At 59.4% G+C, this 16,264-nt stretch carries 28 protein-coding genes; 27 read left to right on the top strand and 1 reads right to left on the bottom strand.

The genetic code is table 11. From position 1 onward, the window contains the following. The first annotated feature begins 52 nt into the window (after window positions 1-52). The 27 genes from rplC to rplQ all read left to right on the top strand — a co-directional run bounded on the left by rplC (window position 53) and on the right by rplQ (window position 13,264). The gene (gene rplC, locus F3089_RS08790) at window positions 53-694 is read left to right on the top strand and encodes a 50S ribosomal protein L3 (RefSeq protein ID WP_151440453.1); all 642 of its coding nucleotides are present in this window, start codon (window positions 53-55) and stop codon (window positions 692-694) included. 11 nt (window positions 695-705) lie between these two features. Beyond that, window positions 706-1,314: a 50S ribosomal protein L4 gene (gene rplD / locus F3089_RS08785; protein ID WP_151440452.1), complete on the top strand. Its 609-nt coding sequence runs from the start codon at window positions 706-708 to the stop codon at window positions 1,312-1,314. Further along, window positions 1,311-1,604, top strand: a complete 294-nt coding sequence (gene rplW / locus F3089_RS08780; RefSeq protein ID WP_077529287.1) for a 50S ribosomal protein L23 — start codon at window positions 1,311-1,313, stop codon at window positions 1,602-1,604. The genes rplD and rplW overlap by 4 nt, the downstream gene beginning before the upstream one ends. A gap of 17 nt (window positions 1,605-1,621) precedes the next feature. Next, window positions 1,622-2,452, top strand: a complete 831-nt coding sequence (rplB, locus tag F3089_RS08775) for a 50S ribosomal protein L2 (RefSeq protein ID WP_151440451.1) — start codon at window positions 1,622-1,624, stop codon at window positions 2,450-2,452. 18 nt (window positions 2,453-2,470) lie between these two features. Beyond that, complete coding sequence (rpsS, locus tag F3089_RS08770; protein ID WP_077529285.1) at window positions 2,471-2,749, top strand: 30S ribosomal protein S19; 279 nt, start codon at window positions 2,471-2,473, stop codon at window positions 2,747-2,749. An 18-nt stretch (window positions 2,750-2,767) separates the two neighbouring features. After that, a complete protein-coding gene (rplV, locus tag F3089_RS08765; protein ID WP_077529284.1) occupies window positions 2,768-3,100 on the top strand; it encodes a 50S ribosomal protein L22 in 333 nt (110 codons plus the stop codon). 10 nt (window positions 3,101-3,110) lie between these two features. Then, window positions 3,111-3,797 carry a 30S ribosomal protein S3 gene (gene rpsC / locus F3089_RS08760; RefSeq protein ID WP_077529283.1) on the top strand — a complete coding sequence of 229 codons (687 nt, stop codon included), beginning with the start codon at window positions 3,111-3,113 and terminating at the stop codon, window positions 3,795-3,797. A gap of 12 nt (window positions 3,798-3,809) precedes the next feature. Continuing rightward, the gene (rplP, locus tag F3089_RS08755; protein ID WP_077529282.1) at window positions 3,810-4,223 is read left to right on the top strand and encodes a 50S ribosomal protein L16; all 414 of its coding nucleotides are present in this window, start codon (window positions 3,810-3,812) and stop codon (window positions 4,221-4,223) included. Next, window positions 4,223-4,414: a 50S ribosomal protein L29 gene (gene rpmC / locus F3089_RS08750; RefSeq protein ID WP_077529281.1), complete on the top strand. Its 192-nt coding sequence runs from the start codon at window positions 4,223-4,225 to the stop codon at window positions 4,412-4,414. Before rplP ends, rpmC begins: the two co-directional genes overlap by 1 nt. A 1-nt stretch (window position 4,415) precedes the next feature. Further along, window positions 4,416-4,682: a 30S ribosomal protein S17 gene (gene rpsQ, locus F3089_RS08745; RefSeq protein WP_151440450.1), complete on the top strand. Its 267-nt coding sequence runs from the start codon at window positions 4,416-4,418 to the stop codon at window positions 4,680-4,682. A 58-nt stretch (window positions 4,683-4,740) separates the two neighbouring features. Next, window positions 4,741-5,109, top strand: coding sequence for a 50S ribosomal protein L14 (gene rplN / locus F3089_RS08740; protein WP_077529279.1), 369 nt, complete (start codon window positions 4,741-4,743; stop codon window positions 5,107-5,109). Window positions 5,110-5,125: 16 nt separating this feature from the next. After that, a complete protein-coding gene (gene rplX, locus F3089_RS08735; protein ID WP_095618748.1) occupies window positions 5,126-5,449 on the top strand; it encodes a 50S ribosomal protein L24 in 324 nt (107 codons plus the stop codon). A gap of 15 nt (window positions 5,450-5,464) precedes the next feature. Further along, entirely contained in the window at window positions 5,465-6,004 is a 540-nt protein-coding gene (rplE, locus tag F3089_RS08730) for a 50S ribosomal protein L5 (RefSeq protein ID WP_095618749.1), read from the top strand. Window positions 6,005-6,013: 9 nt separating this feature from the next. Beyond that, window positions 6,014-6,319, top strand: coding sequence for a 30S ribosomal protein S14 (gene rpsN, locus F3089_RS08725; protein ID WP_151440449.1), 306 nt, complete (start codon window positions 6,014-6,016; stop codon window positions 6,317-6,319). Between the two features lie 64 nt (window positions 6,320-6,383). Further along, a complete protein-coding gene (rpsH, locus tag F3089_RS08720) occupies window positions 6,384-6,776 on the top strand; it encodes a 30S ribosomal protein S8 (RefSeq protein ID WP_151440448.1) in 393 nt (130 codons plus the stop codon). Between the two features lie 8 nt (window positions 6,777-6,784). Beyond that, a complete protein-coding gene (rplF, locus tag F3089_RS08715; protein ID WP_095618752.1) occupies window positions 6,785-7,318 on the top strand; it encodes a 50S ribosomal protein L6 in 534 nt (177 codons plus the stop codon). A gap of 9 nt (window positions 7,319-7,327) precedes the next feature. Continuing rightward, window positions 7,328-7,678, top strand: a complete 351-nt coding sequence (gene rplR, locus F3089_RS08710) for a 50S ribosomal protein L18 (protein WP_095618753.1) — start codon at window positions 7,328-7,330, stop codon at window positions 7,676-7,678. Between the two features lie 12 nt (window positions 7,679-7,690). Then, on the top strand, window positions 7,691-8,191 hold the full coding sequence (gene rpsE / locus F3089_RS08705; protein ID WP_077529272.1) for a 30S ribosomal protein S5: 501 nt from the start codon (window positions 7,691-7,693) through the stop codon (window positions 8,189-8,191). Window positions 8,192-8,195: 4 nt separating this feature from the next. Next, window positions 8,196-8,381, top strand: a complete 186-nt coding sequence (gene rpmD, locus F3089_RS08700; protein WP_095618754.1) for a 50S ribosomal protein L30 — start codon at window positions 8,196-8,198, stop codon at window positions 8,379-8,381. A gap of 1 nt (window position 8,382) precedes the next feature. After that, window positions 8,383-8,817 carry a 50S ribosomal protein L15 gene (rplO, locus tag F3089_RS08695; protein WP_151440447.1) on the top strand — a complete coding sequence of 145 codons (435 nt, stop codon included), beginning with the start codon at window positions 8,383-8,385 and terminating at the stop codon, window positions 8,815-8,817. A 12-nt stretch (window positions 8,818-8,829) separates the two neighbouring features. Beyond that, window positions 8,830-10,158 (top strand): preprotein translocase subunit SecY, encoded by a 1,329-nt coding sequence (secY, locus tag F3089_RS08690; protein WP_095618756.1) that lies wholly within the window; start codon window positions 8,830-8,832, stop codon window positions 10,156-10,158. 16 nt (window positions 10,159-10,174) lie between these two features. After that, complete coding sequence (rpmJ, locus tag F3089_RS08685; protein ID WP_077529268.1) at window positions 10,175-10,288, top strand: 50S ribosomal protein L36; 114 nt, start codon at window positions 10,175-10,177, stop codon at window positions 10,286-10,288. A gap of 108 nt (window positions 10,289-10,396) precedes the next feature. Next, a complete protein-coding gene (gene rpsM / locus F3089_RS08680; protein ID WP_077529267.1) occupies window positions 10,397-10,753 on the top strand; it encodes a 30S ribosomal protein S13 in 357 nt (118 codons plus the stop codon). Window positions 10,754-10,766: 13 nt separating this feature from the next. Then, entirely contained in the window at window positions 10,767-11,156 is a 390-nt protein-coding gene (gene rpsK / locus F3089_RS08675; RefSeq protein ID WP_077529266.1) for a 30S ribosomal protein S11, read from the top strand. 18 nt (window positions 11,157-11,174) lie between these two features. After that, entirely contained in the window at window positions 11,175-11,795 is a 621-nt protein-coding gene (gene rpsD, locus F3089_RS08670) for a 30S ribosomal protein S4 (RefSeq protein WP_077529265.1), read from the top strand. Between the two features lie 24 nt (window positions 11,796-11,819). After that, window positions 11,820-12,821 carry a DNA-directed RNA polymerase subunit alpha gene (locus F3089_RS08665; protein WP_151440446.1) on the top strand — a complete coding sequence of 334 codons (1,002 nt, stop codon included), beginning with the start codon at window positions 11,820-11,822 and terminating at the stop codon, window positions 12,819-12,821. 38 nt (window positions 12,822-12,859) lie between these two features. Beyond that, complete coding sequence (gene rplQ / locus F3089_RS08660) at window positions 12,860-13,264, top strand: 50S ribosomal protein L17 (RefSeq protein ID WP_151440445.1); 405 nt, start codon at window positions 12,860-12,862, stop codon at window positions 13,262-13,264. A gap of 80 nt (window positions 13,265-13,344) precedes the next feature. On the opposite strand, the gene uvrA is transcribed toward rplQ, so the two are convergent. Further along, window positions 13,345-16,182: an excinuclease ABC subunit UvrA gene (gene uvrA, locus F3089_RS08655; RefSeq protein WP_151440444.1), complete on the bottom strand. Its 2,838-nt coding sequence runs from the start codon at window positions 16,180-16,182 to the stop codon at window positions 13,345-13,347. Window positions 16,183-16,264: the final 82 nt, after the last annotated feature.

The following is a 16,264-nucleotide window of genomic DNA, read 5'->3' as shown; positions in this document are numbered from 1 at the left end:
ACTGTCTTTCAGGCCATAGAGGGTTGAAGCCCCGTACACTAAGAGGTGAACAATGGCGATTGGTGTTGTCGGCCGCAAGGCCGGTATGACTCGTATTTTTACCGACGAGGGTAACTCCATCCCCGTCACGGTGATTCAGGTTGATGCCAACCGGATTACCGAAATCAAGACGCCCGAGCGGGACGGCTACCGCGCGGTTCAGGTAACGACCGGTACGCGCCGTGCGAACCGGATTACCAAGCCGGAAGCGGGCCATTTCGCAAAGAATGGCGTCGAAGCAGGGCGCAGTCTCTGGGAGTTCCGGCTGGAAGACCAGTCAGAGGACGGAGAGCTGCAGCCCGGTTCCGAGCTTGACGTTTCCCAGTTTGAGGATGGTCAGTCGATTGATGTGACCGGCCAGTCCAAGGGCAAGGGCTTCTCTGGTACCGTCAAGCGCTGGAACTTCTCCACCCAGGACAAGACCCACGGTAACTCTCTCGCGCACCGCGCACCTGGCTCCATTGGTCAGTGCCAGTCTCCGGGCCGTGTATTCAAGGGCAAGAAGATGTCCGGTCAAATGGGTAATGCGCGCGTGACCAGTCAGAACATCGAGATCGTGCGTGTTGATGCCGAGCGGAATCTGCTGCTGGTTAAAGGGCCCGTCCCTGGCGCCAATGGCGGGGACCTGATCATCAAGCCCGCAGTGAAAGCCTAAGGGGTGGCGTGATGGAATTGACAGTGACAGGAAGCGGTAACGGTGTTCAGGTATCGGATGCCGCTTTTGGTAAAGAATTCAACGAATCGCTGGTGCACCAGGTCGTAACCGCCTACCTGGCGGCCGGCCGTCAGGGCAGCGTCAAGCAGAAGACGCGTTCTGAGGTCAGCGGCGGCGGTAAAAAGCCCTGGCGACAGAAGGGCACTGGCCGTGCCCGTGCCGGTACCATTCGCAGCCCGATCTGGCGCGGTGGCGGCACAACTTTCGCGGCGCGCCCGCGGGACTATTCGCAGAAGGTGAATCGGAAGATGTATCGTGGCGCGCTGCGCTCGATTCTCTCCGAGCTTGTGCGCCAGGAGCGTCTCGTGGTTGTGGACTCCATTACCCCTGATCAGCCGCGTACCAAGGTGTTCAACGCCAAGCTCCAGGAGTTGGGTGTTCAGCAGGACGCGTTGATTGTTTCTGACTCCGTTGAGCGGAATCTCGAGTTGGCATCGCGCAATATCCCGAACGTGGCGGTTTCCGATGTCCGGGGCGTGGATCCGGTGAGTCTCGTAGCGCACAACCACGTCGTGGTTACAGTGGATGCGCTCAAGAAGTTTGAGGAGATGCTGGGATGAATCAGGAGCGAATTTACAAGGTTCTGCTCGGCCCGCTGGTCTCTGAGAAGGCGACCATGGTTGGTGATCAGGGCCAGGTCGTGTTCAAGGTGGCTCCTGATGCGACCAAGCCTGAGATCCGCAAGGCGGTGGAGCAGCTGTTCAATGTGGACGTAACCAAAGTCCAGGTGAGCAACCGCAAGGGTAAGAACAAGCGCACAATCCATGGCATGGGTAAGCGTGACGATCTTCGCAAGGCGTATGTGCGCCTGGCTGATGGTCAGGATATTGACTTCATGGACGTGGAATAGGTTGAGGGGTTACAGACATGTCGATTGAGAAAACCAAACCGACGTCACCCGGTCGTCGCCACCTCATCAAGGTCCGTAATCCTGACCTTCACGGGGGTGCACCCTACGCGCCACTGGTGACCAAGCTCAGCAAGACGGGTGGCCGGAACAACAATGGCCGGATCACGTCCCGTCATATCGGTGGTGGCCACAAGCGCCATTACCGCCATATTGATTTCAAGCGCAACAAGGATGGTATTCCCGGCCAGGTAGAGCGTCTGGAGTACGATCCGAACCGTTCCGCCCATATTGCGCTGGTCAAGTACCAGGATGGGGAGCGTCGTTACATTATCGCGCCCAAGGGGCTCAAGCAGGGCGACAAGGTTCAGTCAGGGATCGATGCACCGATCCGGGCCGGCAGTACCCTGCCCCTGCGTAACATCCCTCTGGGTTCGGTGATTCATTGCATTGAGCTCAAACCCGGAAAGGGTGCCCAGATCGCGCGAAGCGCCGGTTCGTCGGTCCAGCTGGTCGCGCGTGAAGGCAACTACGCAACCATTCGGCTGCGTTCGGGTGAGATGCGCAAGGTGCCGGCTGATTGCCGTGCCACGCTGGGGGAGGTTTCCAACAGCGAGCACAGTCTCAAACAGTCCGGCAAAGCGGGTGCAACACGTTGGCGTGGCAAGCGGCCAACAGTACGCGGTGTTGCTATGAACCCAATTGACCATCCGCATGGCGGTGGTGAAGGGCGTACCTCTGGCGGGCGTCACCCGGTTACACCCTGGGGGATTCCGACCAAAGGACATAAGACTCGTAAGAACAAGCGTACTGACAAGATGATCGTACGTCGTCGTTCGGCCAAGAAATAACGTTTAGGGGAAGAAGCTGTGCCACGTTCTCTGAAGAAAGGTCCTTTTATAGACCTGCATCTGCTGAAGAAGGTTGAGGCAGCTCTGGAAAACAACAGCCGTAAGCCGATCAAAACCTGGTCGCGCCGCTCCACGGTGTTTCCGGAGATGGTAGGGCTGACCATTGCAGTGCATAACGGCCGGCAGCATGTGCCGGTCATGATCACTGAGGAAATGGTTGGTCATAAACTTGGCGAGTTTGCCGCGACACGCACGTTCCGCGGGCATGCTGCCGACAAGAAAGCGAAGAAACGCTGATTCTGAGGGGATTAAACGATGGAAGTAGCGGCTAAAACGAAAGGCGCTCGACTCTCGGCTCAGAAGGCTCGCCTTGTCGCAGACATGGTTCGTGGGAAGAGTGTCGAGGAAGCGCTGAATACACTGGCGTTCACACCGAAGAAAGCGGCCGGGATCATTCGCAAGACCCTCGAGTCTGCGATTGCCAACGCCGAGCATAACGAAGGCCTGGACGTGGATGAGTTGCGGCTTGCAACCATCTGTGTGGACGAGGGGCCGACGCTGAAGCGGATCCAGGCGCGGGCCAAAGGCCGTGCAGACCGGATCCTGAAGCGCACGTGCCACATCACCGTCAAGGTTTCGGACGAGTAGGAGATACCCGATGGGTCATAAAGTACATCCAACCGGTATCAGGCTTGGCGTTGTCAAAGAGCACAACTCGGTCTGGTATGCGGAGAAAGGGGCTTACGCCCAGAACCTGTTGAAGGATATCGAGGTCCGCGAATTTCTCAATCGCCGGCTCGAGAAGGCCTCGGTCAGCCGGATTCTGATTGAGCGTCCCGCGCAGAACGCTCGGATTACGATCCATACCGCCCGTCCGGGGATTGTGATCGGCAAGAAGGGTGAGGACGTGGATAAGCTCCGAAAGGAGCTGACCGACATGATGGGCGTGCCCGTGCACGTCAACATTGAGGAAATCCGCAAGCCTGATCTCGACGCCAAGCTGGCTGCCCAGAGCGTGGCGAACCAGCTGGAGCGCCGCGTGATGTTCCGGCGCGCCCTCAAGCGGGCCGTACAGAATGCGATGCGCCAGGGCGCCAAAGGAATCCGGATCCAGGCGAGTGGCCGCCTCGGCGGTGCCGAGATTGCACGTACCGAGTGGTACCGGGAAGGTCGCGTACCGCTGCACACGCTGCGTGCGGACATCGACTACGCGCATTACGAGGCCCACACCACCTACGGGATCATCGGCGTGAAAGTCTGGATCTTCAAGGGTGAAATCCTGGGCGGTCTTGAGCAGGTACGGGCTGAAAAAGAAGCCGCTGCTCAGAAGAAAGCTCAGAAGTAAGGGGGTCTCCAAATGCTGCAACCGAAACGAACCAAGTTCCGCAAGGTACAGAAAGGCCGCAATCGCGGCATGGCCCATACAGGCAACAAGGTCAGCTTTGGTGAGTACGGTCTCAAGGCGACCGGTCGTGGGCGTGTCACCGCACGCCAGATCGAGGCGGCCCGTCGGACCATGACCCGCCGGATCAAGCGTGGCGGCAAAATCTGGATCCGTGTGTTCCCGGACAAGCCGATTACCGAGAAGCCCCTTGAGGTCCGCATGGGCAAGGGCAAGGGCGCCGTCGAGTACTGGGTTGCTGAAATCCAGCCCGGGAAGATGCTGTATGAGATGGAAGGGGTGGCAGAAGACGTGGCGCGTGACGCATTCAATCTGGCCGCGGCCAAACTGCCGGTACCGACCACCTTTGTGAACAGGACGGTAATGTGATGAAAGCAACAGAATTGCGTGACAAATCGGCAGAGGAACTGAACCAGGAGCTGATGCGGCTGTTCAAGGAACAGTTCAATCTCCGGATGCGCAAAGCGACAGGTCAGCTGAATCAGTCCCACTTGCTGCGTCAGACCAGGCGCGATATTGCGCGTGTTAAAACCGTTATGACTGAGAAAGCAGGTGACTGATATGGCTAATGCAAGTGAAAACGCCAGGACGCTCAACGGCCGCGTGGTCAGCGACAAGATGCAGAAGACGATTGTCGTTATGGTTGAGCGCCGGGAAAAGCATCCGCTCTACGGCAAGTACGTGAAGCGCTCGACGCGTATCAAGGCTCACGACGAAGACAACCAGTGCAGTGTCGGTGATTTTGTAACCATCGCCGAAAGCCGTCCGCTAGCGCGGAACAAGGCTTGGACACTGGTGAACGTGGTTGAGCACGCGTCGAAGGTGTAAGGCGCCAGGACACTGGTTCTTGTCGTAAAGACGAAGTGGTTTCTAGTGGAGACTAACCATGATTCAGACGCAAACCGTACTTGACGTAGCCGATAACAGCGGCGCCCGTCAGGTCATGTGTATCAAGGTCCTGGGTGGCTCGCACCGGCGCTATGCAAGGGTCGGGGATATCATCAAGGTATCCGTCAAGGAGGCGATTCCCAGGGGTCGTGTCAAGAAGGGTCAGGTGCTCAAGGCAGTTGTGGTCCGGACCAAGAGTGGTATCCGGCGCCAGGACGGGTCCCTGATCCGGTTCGACGGCAATGCGGCGGTTCTGCTTAACCCGCAGGAAGCGCCGGTAGGCACCCGAATTTTTGGCCCGGTGACTCGCGAACTTCGGAATGAGAAATTCATGAAGATCATTTCGCTGGCACCCGAGGTTTTGTAGGAACAAGAGGCCGGTTATGAACAAGATCAAGCGAGATGACGAAGTGGTGGTCACCACGGGGAAAGACCGTAACAAGCGTGGCAAGGTGCTGCGGATTGTTGATGGTGGTGAACGGGTCGTTGTGTCCGGGATCAATATGGTCAAGAAGCACACGCGCCCGAATCCCATGGCGGGAACCCAGGGCGGCATCATCGAAAAGGAAGCTCCGATTCATATTTCGAACGTGGCCATCTATAACCCGCAGCAGGCCAAGGCTGATCGTGTCGGGTTTCAGGTGAAGGAAGACGGCACCAAGGTGCGCATCTTCCGTTCCACGCAAGAAGTGATCGATAACCAGTAAGCGGCGGTGGTTACGATGTCCAACATGAGAGACGTGTACAAAGAACAGGTGATCCCGGCGCTGAACGAGCAGTTCGGGTATGCGAACCCGATGCAGGTGCCGCGGATTGAAAAGATCACCCTGAATATGGGCGTTGGCGAGGCTGTAGGCGACAAGAAGCAGCTCGATAACGCTGTCGCTGACCTGCAGATGCTGTCGGGTCAGAAGCCGGTGATCACCAAGGCGCGCAAGTCCGTTGCAGGCTTCAAGATCCGGGAAGGCTTCCCGATCGGCTGTAAGGTGACCCTGCGTGGTGAGCGGATGTGGGATTTCTTTGATCGCCTGGTGCAGATCGCGATTCCGCGGATCCGTGATTTCCGTGGCCTGAGTCCCAAGTCCTTCGACGGGCGCGGCAATTACAGCATGGGCGTGCGGGAACAGATCATTTTCCCGGAAATTGAGTACGACAAGGTCGACAAGGTCCGTGGCCTCGATATCACCATCAGCACGTCCGCTGAGAGTGATGAGGAAGGGCGTGCTCTGCTTTCGGCATTCAATTTTCCGTTCAAACAGTAAGGATCGGACATGGCCAAAATCGGCATGAAAGAGCGCGAACGCAACAGGGAACGCCTGGTCGCCAAATACGGCGAAAAGCGTGAGCGCCTTAAAAAAATGAGTAAGGATCCGAATCTGAGCGACGAAGAACGCTGGGAAGCGCAGATGCAGCTGCAGAAGCTGCCGCGTAACTCCAGCCCGGTGCGTCTTCGCAATCGTTGCCAGGTAACCGGGCGCCCGCATGGTGTCCTCAGGAAATTCCAGCTTTCGCGCATCAAGCTGCGTGAAACCGGAATGCGCGGAGAGGTTCCGGGGCTGCGCAAGGCCAGCTGGTAACCCGCGCGTTGGTAAGCAACAGCATTGTTGCTGCACAACTGAAACGATCAGGAGTCTCATACGAATGAGCATGCAAGATCCGTTGGCGGACATGTTCACGCGCATCCGTAACGGCCAGATGGCCGAGAAGGTGAGTGTGGAAATGCCGTCCTCCAAGATGAAACAGTCCGTTGCCACGGTCCTGCGGGACGAAGGCTTCATCGAGGACTTCAGCGTTGAGGGCGATAAGAAGCCCCGGCTGACCATCAATCTGCGTTATTTCGAAGGCAAGCCCGTCATTGAGAGCATCCAGCGGGCGAGTCGCCCTGGTCTGCGCCAGTATCGCGGCAACAGCGAACTGCCGCGCGTGGCCAATGGTCTGGGCGTCGCCATCGTCTCCACGTCGAAGGGCGTGATGACAGACAGCGCCGCCCGCAAGGCCGGCATTGGTGGCGAAATTATCTGCACCGTATTCTAGGAGGAGTCATGTCCAGGGTTGCGAGTAATCCTGTCGTGCTGCCATCCGGTGTCGAGGTGAATTTCAACGGTCAGGACGTTGAAGTGAAGGGTGCCAAGGGTACGCTTCAGCACAGCATTCACCCGAGTGTCGAAGTGACGCAGGACGACGATAAGCTGCGGTTCGCGCCGCGTAACAATGCGAAGAAAAGCCGTGCACTGGCCGGTACCACCCGGGCACTCCTGAACAACATGGTTGTTGGTGTGACCAATGGCTTCGAGCGCAAGCTCGAAATCAATGGTGTCGGTTACCGGGCCCAGGCCCAGGGTGACAGCGTGAATCTTACGCTTGGCTTCAGCCATCCGGTGGAATACAAGTTGCCGGAAGGCGTTACCGCTGAGTCCCCCAAGCCGACCGAACTGGTGCTCAAGGGCATCGATAAGCAGCGTGTCGGCCAGGCTGCAGCAGACATCAGGGCTTTCCGTCCGCCTGAGCCTTATAAGGGCAAGGGTGTCCGCTATGCGGATGAAACGGTAAGGCGTAAAGAGGCCAAGAAGAAATAGGGCAAACAGATGAGCGCGAAGAAAGAATCCAGATTGCGTCGCGCACGTAAAGTGCGCATCAAGATCCGGGAACGTGGCTCCAACCGCCTCTGCGTCCACCGTACACCGCGTCATATGTATGCTCAGGTGACTACGGCGGATGGCAGCCAGGTGCTGGCGGCCGCCTCCACACTGGACAAGGAGTTGCGCCAGGGTGCAACCGGAAACGTGGACGCCGCACGCCAGGTTGGCGAGCTGATCGCGGAACGGGCGAAAAACGCGGGTATCGAAACGGTTGCATTCGACCGGTCCGGTTATCGCTACCACGGTCGCGTCAAAGCGCTTGCCGATGCGGCGCGTGAAGCCGGCCTGCAATTCTAAGAGGTGGAGAAGATGAGCGTGAATGAGCAGAACCAGCCCGAGCTTCAGGAGAAGCTGGTGCAGGTCAATCGGGTGGCCAAAGTGGTCAAGGGTGGCCGCCTTTTCGGTTTCACCGCCCTGACGGTTGTGGGTGATGGCAATGGCCGGGTCGGTTACGGCCGCGGCAAGGCACGTGAGGTGCCGGTAGCGATCCAGAAGGCGATGGACTCCGCGCGTAAGAATATGGTGTCCGTGCCGTTGGATGGCGCTACGTTGCAGTACCCGGTCAAGGCTAACCATGGCGCCTCCAGGGTGTTCATGCAGCCGGCTTCCGAGGGTACCGGCATTATCGCCGGTGGCGCGATGCGTGCCGTTCTGGAAGTTGCCGGTGTACACAACGTATTGGCCAAGTGCTATGGCTCCACCAACCCGATCAACGTGGTACGGGCTACCGTTGAAGGCCTGAAAGCCATGCGGTCGCCGGAAGAAGTGGCGGCTAAGCGTGGTAAAACCGTGGAAGAGATCCTGGATTGACGTTATGGCTAACAAAACGATCAAGGTCACACTGACCCGCAGCCCCATCGGCGCACAGAAGAACCATAAACTCTGTGTCCGTGGACTGGGACTGCGCCGTCTCCACCATTCGGTGGAACTCGAGGACACGCCCGCGGTCCGCGGGATGATCAACCGTGTCAATTACATGGTTCGGGTAGAGGAACAGTAAGATGCAACTGAACGAACTCCGCCCAGGTGACGGCTCCAAGGCCGAGCGCAAGCGTGTTGGTCGTGGCATCGGCAGTGGCCTGGGTAAAACCGGCGGCCGTGGTCACAATGGCCAGAAATCCCGTTCCGGCGGCAGTATCGCGCCCGGCTTCGAGGGTGGTCAGCAACCGATGCGTGGGCGCCTGCCCAAGTTCGGTTTCACCTCCCGTCAGCAGCGTTGGGAGACGGAAATCCGTCTTCACGAGCTGGCCAAAGTCGAGGGTGACACGGCTGATCTGGACGCTCTGAAGAAAGCGGATCTGATCCGTCATGACGTTCGGGAAGCAAAGGTGATCGCCTCCGGTGAGATCTCCCGTGCGGTGACCGTCAAGGGCCTGCGGGTAACCAAAGGCGCCCGTGAAGCGATTACTGCCGCTGGCGGGAAAGTCGAAGACTGAGTCGAGGGCTAAATGGCTAAACAGGGACCGGCATCCGCTAAGGGACAGGGCCTCTCGGAGCTCTACTCGAGGCTCAAGTTCGTTGTGATCGCGATCCTGGTTTATCGGATCGGCGCGCACATCCCGGTCCCGGGCATTAACCCGGATCGGCTGGCGGCAATGTTTGAACAGCAGCAGGGTACCATCCTGGGCATGTTCAACATGTTCTCAGGGGGTGCCCTTGAGCGTATGAGTATCCTGGCGCTGGGCATCATGCCCTACATCTCCGCCGCGATCATCATGCAGCTCATGACGGCGGTCAGTCCGCAGCTGGAGCAGCTCAAGAAAGAAGGCGAATCCGGTCGCAAGAAGATCAGCCAGTACACGCGGTACGGTACCGTTGGCCTGGCGTTCGTGCAGGGGCTGGGGATTTCCGTGGGGCTTGCGTCCCAGGGGGTGACGTTCTCCAGCGGCCTCGACTTCTATTTCATCGCGGTCGTGTCCTTTGTATGTGGTGCCGTTTTCCTGATGTGGCTTGGTGAGCAGATCACTGAGCGTGGCATCGGAAACGGCATCTCGCTGCTGATCTTCGCCGGTATCGTCGCCGGTCTCCCGGGCGCCATCGGTCAGACGCTCGAACAGGCCCGCAGTGGTGAGATGAGTCTGCTGCTGGTCTTCGGTGTCGGTGCCATGGCTATTGCCGTGGTTGGGTTCATCGTGTTCATGGAGCGCGGTCAGCGCCGGATCACGGTGAATTATGCCAAGCGCCAGCAGGGACGCCGGGTCTACGCCCAGCAGCAGAGTCATCTGCCGCTGAAGGTGAACATGGCCGGTGTTATTCCGGCGATCTTCGCGTCGTCGATCCTGCTGTTCCCGGCATCACTGGGACAGTGGTTTGGCCAGTCCGAAGGCATGGAGTGGCTGGGGGATCTGTCCCAGATCCTGGGGCCTAACCAGCCTCTGTACATCCTGCTGTTTGCGGCTGCAGTGATCTTCTTCTGCTTCTTCTATACAGCACTGATGTATAACCCGCGGGAGGTCGCGGACAACCTCAAGAAGTCCGGCGCCTTCATCCCCGGGATCCGGCCCGGTGAGCAGACCGCGAAGTACATTGACGGGGTGCTCACACGTCTGACGATCTTCGGGGCGCTGTACATTGCAGCAGTGTCGATCATGCCCCAGTTCCTGACGGTATTCGGCAATGTGCCGTTCTATCTCGGGGGTACGTCACTGCTGATCGTCGTAGTGGTGGTGATGGATTTCATGTCACAGGTTCAGGCACATCTGATGTCGCACCAATACGAATCGGTGATGAAGAAGTCCAACCTCAAGAATCACGGACGCAGCGGCATGTTCCGCTGATCAACGGGAGACTGAAATGAAAGTACGTGCATCGGTGAAGAAAATCTGCCGAAACTGCAAAATCATTCGTCGCAATGGCTCGATCCGGGTCATCTGCACCGAGCCCCGTCACAAGCAACGCCAGGGGTGAGGCAGCATCAGGGGGCGGTTGTTGATATCTGCCGATTCAGGCGCTATCATTCCGCACCTTTTGTGACGGTAACGTAAACAGCAAAGCTTTGAATGCGGAGTGAAGTGAATGGCACGTATAGCCGGTGTCAACATACCCGAGAATAAACATGCCGCGGTTTCGTTGACCTATATCTTCGGGATCGGCCATACCACGGCAGGTCAGCTTTGCGACGCGACGGGCATCCCCCGGAACACGAAGGTTGGCGAGCTTTCCGATGAGCAGGTGGACAACCTGCGCACGGAAGTCGGCAAGCTGTCGGTGGAGGGTGACCTGCGTCGTGAGGTTCAGATGAACATCAAGCGGTTGCGGGACCTGGGCTGCTATCGCGGCCTGCGGCATCGCCATGGTCTTCCGGTTCGCGGTCAGCGGACCAAGACCAATGCGCGGACCCGCAAGGGCCCCCGTAAACCGATTCGTAAATAACAGGTAGGTAAAAATGGCAAAGCCAGGTACACGTACCCGTAAAAAGGTGAAAAAGTCAGTTGTTGACGGCGTGGCCCATATCCACGCGTCGTTCAACAACACCATCGTGACCCTGTCCGACCGCCAGGGCAACGTCCTCTCCTGGGCGACTGCCGGCGGTTCCGGATTCCGCGGTTCACGAAAGAGTACACCTTTTGCTGCGCAGGTAGCAGCTGAAAGGGCCGGTAACGCGGCCGCTGAATACGGTCTTAAAAACCTGGACGTAATGGTCAAGGGTCCCGGACCCGGCCGGGAATCCGCGGTTCGCGCTCTCAATGCGGTAGGTTTCAAGATCACCAACATCGAGGACGCGACACCCATCCCGCATAATGGCTGTCGTCCGCCGAAAAAGCGCCGCGTGTAATCAAGGAGACAGCGATTTATGGCACGTTACATTGGTCCGAAATGTAAACTGTCTCGCCGCGAGGGGACAGATCTATTCCTGAAGAGCGGGGTCCGGGCGCTCGAAAGCAAGTGCAACGTCGATCAGGCGCCGGGTCAGCATGGCGCACGGCGTACCCGGGTGTCCGAGTACGGAACCCAGCTTCGGGAAAAGCAGAAAGTACGCCGTATGTACGGTGTGCTCGAGAAACAGTTCCGGAACTACTATCAGGAAGCAGCTCGCCGCAAGGGTTCAACCGGCGAGAACCTGCTTCAGCTGCTGGAGTGCCGGCTCGACAACGTGGTCTACCGCATGGGCTTCGGCTCCACACGCGCCGAGGCACGGCAGCTGGTTTCCCACAAGGCGCTGCAGGTCAACGGCCGCACCGTCAATGTGGCGTCCTACCAGGTGCAGCCGGGTGACGAGGTCCGCGTACGGGAGAAGGCCCAGAACCAGCTTCGCATCCGCAATGCGCTGGAGCTGGCCAACAGTCGTGCGGCCATCGAGTGGGTCGACGTCGACGCCAACAAGCTCGTGGGAACCTTCCGTTCCCGCCCGGAGCGCAGTGATATCTCCGCGGACATCAACGAGAGCTTGATCGTCGAGCTTTACTCCAAGTAACGCACAGCGAAATAGGGGCGTCCAATGCAGCGTTCAGCTACCGAATTTCTGACTCCTCGCAGCATCAATGTCGAGGAGCAGACCCAAACCCACGCCCGCGTGGTTCTGGAGCCTCTGGAACGGGGCTTTGGCCACACGCTGGGTAATGCTCTGCGGCGGATCCTGCTGTCTTCCATGCCCGGAAGCGCAGTAACGGAAGCGCAGATCGATGGAGTGCTGCACGAGTACAGCGCCATTGAAGGGGTGCAGGAGGATGTCATTGAGATCCTGCTGAACCTCAAGGCGCTGGCCGTTAAGCTCAATGGCCGTGACCAGGCCGAGCTCTCTCTTTCCAAGAAGGAAGAAGGGCCGGTGACTGCGGCTGATATCCAGCTCGACCATGATGTTGAGATCGTCAATCCGGATCTGGTGATCTGTCACCTGTCCAAGGGCGGCGAGCTCAATATGAAGCTGACGGTAAGCTCCGGTCGGGGATACGAGCCCGCGGATCAGCGTGAGCAGGATGAGGAAAGCCGGGCCATTGGCCGCCTTCAGATCGACGCGACCTACAGCCCGATCCGCCGTGTCTCCTACATGGTTGAGAGTGCCCGTGTGGAGCAGCGTACCGACCTGGACAAGCTGATCATCGATCTGGACACCAACGGTACCATCGATCCGGAGGAAGCGATCCGGCGGGCCGCCACCATCCTGCAGCAGCAGCTGGCGGTATTTGTCGATCTGGATCAGGAGAAGGAGCCGGAAGAGTCGCAGGAAGAAGAGGAAGTTGATCCGATCCTGCTGCGTCCGGTCGATGATCTTGAGCTGACTGTTCGCTCGGCCAACTGCCTCAAGGCGGAGAACATCTACTACATTGGCGATCTGATCCAGCGCACTGAAGTTGAACTGCTGAAGACGCCCAATCTCGGCAAAAAATCGCTGACCGAGATCAAGGATGTGCTGGCCTCCCGTGGCCTGTCGCTGGGTATGCGGCTTGAGAACTGGCCGCCGGCGAGTCTGCGCGGTGATGACCGGGTCCTTGGTGGCTGATCGCTGAATCGCTGATTTTGATTTAAGGAATTAGAGCAATGCGTCATCGTAAGAGTGGTCGTAAATTAAACCGCAACAGTTCGCACCGGAAGGCCATGTACCGCAACATGACTGCCTCTCTGGTGGAGCATGAGCTGATCAAGACGACCCTGCCCAAGGCGAAGGAACTTCGCCGTGTGGCGGAGCCGCTGATCACGCTCGCCAAGGAGGACTCGGTGGCGAACCGTCGTCAGGCATTCGCGCGGCTGCGCAATGACCAGGCGGTGACCAAGCTGTTTGAGGAGCTCGGTCCGCGGTTCGAGAGTCGTCCCGGTGGTTATCTGCGGATTCTCAAGTGCGGTCTGCGGGCTGGCGACAACGCGCCCATGGCCTATGTTGAGGTCATCGGTCGTCCGGTTGTTGAGTACGTGGAAGACGATGAGGATGATGACGACGAGGACTGAGAGTCTCGTGTCTCCGCCTGAAGTGCTCAGGCGAAGCCTCAGAAAAAGCCGGACCCTGTGTCCGGCTTTTTCATGCGCAGTTACTGGCTGCAGGCCTCGGGAAGATAATTGACCAGGTACTGGCCCGTGTGGGAGTCGCGCTCCCTGGCGACCGTTTCAGGGGTGCCTTCCGCTACCAGGCGTCCGCCGCCGTCCCCTCCCTCCGGTCCAAGGTCGACCAGCCAGTCCGCGGTCTTGATGACATCCAGATTATGTTCGATCACCACTACGGTGTTGCCGTGGTCCCTGAGGGTGTGCAGCACGTCGAGTAGCTGCTGGATATCGTGGAAGTGCAGGCCGGTTGTGGGCTCGTCGAGGATGTACAGTGTGTTGCCCGTGTCCCGCTTGGACAGTTCCCGTGCCAGCTTGACCCGTTGTGCCTCGCCCCCTGACAGGGTTACGGCGTTCTGGCCGAGCTTCACGTAGGACAGGCCCACCTCCATCAGTGTCTGCAGGCGCCGGGCGAGGAAGGGAACGGAGTCGAAGAACTCGCGCGCTTCCTCGATGGTCATGGAGAGCACCTCATGGATGGTCTTTCCCTTGTAGGTGATTTCCAGGGTCTCCCGGTTGTAGCGCTGGCCCTGGCAGACATCACAGGGCACGTAGATGTCGGGCAGGAAGTGCATCTCGACCTTGATCTCGCCGTCACCCTGGCACGCCTCGCAGCGCCCACCCTTCACGTTGAAGCTGAATCGGCCCGGTTTGTAGCCGCGCGAGCGGGCCTCCTGGGTTCCCGCAAACAGCTCGCGGATAGGCGTGAACAGTCCGGTATAGGTGGCCGGGTTGGACCGTGGCGTGCGCCCGATGGGGCTCTGGTCAATGTCGATGACACGATCCAGGCTTTCCAGCCCTTCAATGCGCTCGTGGGGCTCCGGTGTGAGTGTTGTAGCATTGTTGAGCTGCCGTGCAGCGGCCGGATAGAGCGTGCTGTTGATCAGCGTGGATTTGCCGGAACCTGATACGCCAGTGACGCAGGTCATCAGCCCCACGGGGATGCGTACCTCGTCGCCCTGGAGGTTGTGGCCGGTAGCGCCCGTTACGGTGATCCAGTGTTCGCCGGGGGCGGTCCGCTGTCGGGGAATGGCGATCCGGCGCTGGCCAGTGAGGTACTGGCCCGTGATGGACTCCGGTTCGGCCGCGATGGCGTCGGCAGTGCCCTCGGCCATGATCCGGCCGCCATGGATGCCGGCACCAGGGCCGATGTCCACAATGTGGTCGGCGGCGCGGATGGCGTCCTCGTCGTGCTCCACCACGATCACGGTGTTGCCCATGTCCCGCAGGCGCTTGAGGGTGCCCAGTAGCCGGTCGTTGTCGCGCTGGTGAAGCCCGATCGAGGGCTCGTCCAGAATGTACATCACCCCCACGAGTCCGGCGCCGATCTGGCTGGCGAGCCGGATCCGCTGTGCCTCCCCTCCGGAGAGGGTATCGGCGCTGCGTTCAAGTGTGAGGTAGCCCAGGCCCACGTTGACCAGGAATTCAAGGCGTTTGCGGATCTCGTTGAGAATGGTCTCGGCGATCTGGCCACGCCAGCCCGGAAGGGTGATGGATTGGGCGTTGTCCAGTGCATGGGCAATGGAAAGGCGCGCCATTGCCGGAAGCGTCCAGTCGCCAATGAACACATTGCGGGCCACCTCATTCAGGCGCGAGCCGCGGCAGTCCGGGCAGGGGCGCGAACTCAGGGAACGGGAAAGTTCGTCGCGTACCGTCTGGGAATCCGTTTCCCGGTAACGCCGTTCCAGGTTGGGAATCACCCCCTCGAAGGGATGCTCTCGGTCCACCGCCTGACCGCGGGAGTTCACATACCGGAAGGTGATCGCTTTATCTCCGGTGCCGCGCAGGACGGTGTGCTGGAACCACTCCGGCAGCTCCTGCCAGGGCGTGTCGAGGTCGCAGCCGTAATGGGAGGCGACGCTTTCGAGCATCTGGAAGTAGTAGACTGAGCGCCGGTCCCAGCCCCGTATCGCACCTTCGGCCAGCGTGAGTTCGGGGTTGCGGATCAGTCGTTGGGGGTCGAAAAACTGGTCAACCCCCAGCCCGTCACAGGTGGGGCAGGCGCCCGCCGGGTTGTTGAATGAGAACGTCCGCGGCTCGGGCGCGCTGATGGAGTAGCCGCACTGGGGGCAGGCATGGCGGGCCGAGAAAACCAGCTCCTCCGCGCCGTCTTCATCCATGGAGGCCACCCGGGCGGTTTCATCCGCCAGCGCCAGTGCGGTCTCGAAGGATTCGGCCAGACGCTGCTGCAGTCCGTCCCGGATCCGGAAGCGGTCCACCACCACCTCAATGCTGTGTTTGCGCTTGGCGTCCAGTGAGGGGAGGTCATCGATGTCGTACACCGTCCCGTCAATACGCAGCCGTATGAACCCCTGGCTGCGCATCTCATCCAGCACCTGCTGGTGTTCGCCCCGGCGCTGGCGGATCAGCGGCGCCAGAATCATCATGCGGCTGCCCTCGGGCAGAGCCAGCACCTGGTCCACCATCTGGCTCACCGTCTGGGCAGCCAGTGGTTCATCGTGCAGCGGGCAGTGCGGTTCGCCGGCGCGCGCGAACAGCAGGCGCAGGTAGTCGTGGATCTCGGTGATGGTGCCAACCGTGGAGCGCGGGTTGTGCGAGGTGGACTTCTGTTCGATGGAAATGGCCGGCGACAGCCCCTCAATATGATCCACATCCGGCTTTTCCATCATGGAAAGGAACTGGCGGGCGTAGGTCGAGAGGGATTCCACGTAGCGCCGCTGCCCCTCCGCGTAAAGAGTATCGAAGGCCAGTGATGATTTGCCGGAGCCGGAGAGCCCCGTGATCACCACGAGCTGATCCCTGGGAATATCCAGATCCACTGATGCCAGATTGTGGGTGCGCGCACCCCGGATACGGATGTGTTTCATGTTGCTCCAGTTGCCGGGCAAAACGACCATTATAGGGCTTAGCGCCACCCCGCCATAGATGGATTGATCTGGATCCATGAGT

Origin of the sequence: Halospina sp. K52047b (genome assembly GCF_008709855.1) — a bacterium.
GTDB lineage: Bacteria > Pseudomonadota > Gammaproteobacteria > Pseudomonadales > Oleiphilaceae > Halospina > Halospina utahensis_B.
The sequence above is the reverse complement of the archived record's forward strand: the minus strand, read 5'-3'. Positions and strand labels throughout refer to the sequence as shown.

Excerpts from the sequence above, each read along its gene's own strand:
- rplC (WP_151440453.1), top strand. The coding sequence starts at position 53 with ATGGCGATTGGTGTTGTCGGCCGCAAGGCCGGTATGACTCGTATTTTT.
- rplD (WP_151440452.1), top strand. The coding sequence starts at position 706 with ATGGAATTGACAGTGACAGGAAGCGGTAACGGTGTTCAGGTATCGGAT.
- rplW (WP_077529287.1), top strand. The coding sequence starts at position 1,311 with ATGAATCAGGAGCGAATTTACAAGGTTCTGCTCGGCCCGCTGGTCTCT.
- rplB (WP_151440451.1), top strand. The coding sequence starts at position 1,622 with ATGTCGATTGAGAAAACCAAACCGACGTCACCCGGTCGTCGCCACCTC.
- rplV (WP_077529284.1), top strand. The coding sequence starts at position 2,768 with ATGGAAGTAGCGGCTAAAACGAAAGGCGCTCGACTCTCGGCTCAGAAG.
- rpsC (WP_077529283.1), top strand. The coding sequence starts at position 3,111 with ATGGGTCATAAAGTACATCCAACCGGTATCAGGCTTGGCGTTGTCAAA.
- rplP (WP_077529282.1), top strand. The coding sequence starts at position 3,810 with ATGCTGCAACCGAAACGAACCAAGTTCCGCAAGGTACAGAAAGGCCGC.
- rpmC (WP_077529281.1), top strand. The coding sequence starts at position 4,223 with ATGAAAGCAACAGAATTGCGTGACAAATCGGCAGAGGAACTGAACCAG.
- rpsQ (WP_151440450.1), top strand. The coding sequence starts at position 4,416 with ATGGCTAATGCAAGTGAAAACGCCAGGACGCTCAACGGCCGCGTGGTC.
- rplN (WP_077529279.1), top strand. The coding sequence starts at position 4,741 with ATGATTCAGACGCAAACCGTACTTGACGTAGCCGATAACAGCGGCGCC.
- rplX (WP_095618748.1), top strand. The coding sequence starts at position 5,126 with ATGAACAAGATCAAGCGAGATGACGAAGTGGTGGTCACCACGGGGAAA.
- rplE (WP_095618749.1), top strand. The coding sequence starts at position 5,465 with ATGTCCAACATGAGAGACGTGTACAAAGAACAGGTGATCCCGGCGCTG.
- rpsN (WP_151440449.1), top strand. The coding sequence starts at position 6,014 with ATGGCCAAAATCGGCATGAAAGAGCGCGAACGCAACAGGGAACGCCTG.
- rpsH (WP_151440448.1), top strand. The coding sequence starts at position 6,384 with ATGAGCATGCAAGATCCGTTGGCGGACATGTTCACGCGCATCCGTAAC.
- rplF (WP_095618752.1), top strand. The coding sequence starts at position 6,785 with ATGTCCAGGGTTGCGAGTAATCCTGTCGTGCTGCCATCCGGTGTCGAG.
- rplR (WP_095618753.1), top strand. The coding sequence starts at position 7,328 with ATGAGCGCGAAGAAAGAATCCAGATTGCGTCGCGCACGTAAAGTGCGC.
- rpsE (WP_077529272.1), top strand. The coding sequence starts at position 7,691 with ATGAGCGTGAATGAGCAGAACCAGCCCGAGCTTCAGGAGAAGCTGGTG.
- rpmD (WP_095618754.1), top strand. The coding sequence starts at position 8,196 with ATGGCTAACAAAACGATCAAGGTCACACTGACCCGCAGCCCCATCGGC.
- rplO (WP_151440447.1), top strand. The coding sequence starts at position 8,383 with ATGCAACTGAACGAACTCCGCCCAGGTGACGGCTCCAAGGCCGAGCGC.
- secY (WP_095618756.1), top strand. The coding sequence starts at position 8,830 with ATGGCTAAACAGGGACCGGCATCCGCTAAGGGACAGGGCCTCTCGGAG.
- rpmJ (WP_077529268.1), top strand. The coding sequence starts at position 10,175 with ATGAAAGTACGTGCATCGGTGAAGAAAATCTGCCGAAACTGCAAAATC.
- rpsM (WP_077529267.1), top strand. The coding sequence starts at position 10,397 with ATGGCACGTATAGCCGGTGTCAACATACCCGAGAATAAACATGCCGCG.
- rpsK (WP_077529266.1), top strand. The coding sequence starts at position 10,767 with ATGGCAAAGCCAGGTACACGTACCCGTAAAAAGGTGAAAAAGTCAGTT.
- rpsD (WP_077529265.1), top strand. The coding sequence starts at position 11,175 with ATGGCACGTTACATTGGTCCGAAATGTAAACTGTCTCGCCGCGAGGGG.
- F3089_RS08665 (WP_151440446.1), top strand. The coding sequence starts at position 11,820 with ATGCAGCGTTCAGCTACCGAATTTCTGACTCCTCGCAGCATCAATGTC.
- rplQ (WP_151440445.1), top strand. The coding sequence starts at position 12,860 with ATGCGTCATCGTAAGAGTGGTCGTAAATTAAACCGCAACAGTTCGCAC.
- uvrA (WP_151440444.1), bottom strand. The coding sequence starts at position 16,182 with ATGAAACACATCCGTATCCGGGGTGCGCGCACCCACAATCTGGCATCA.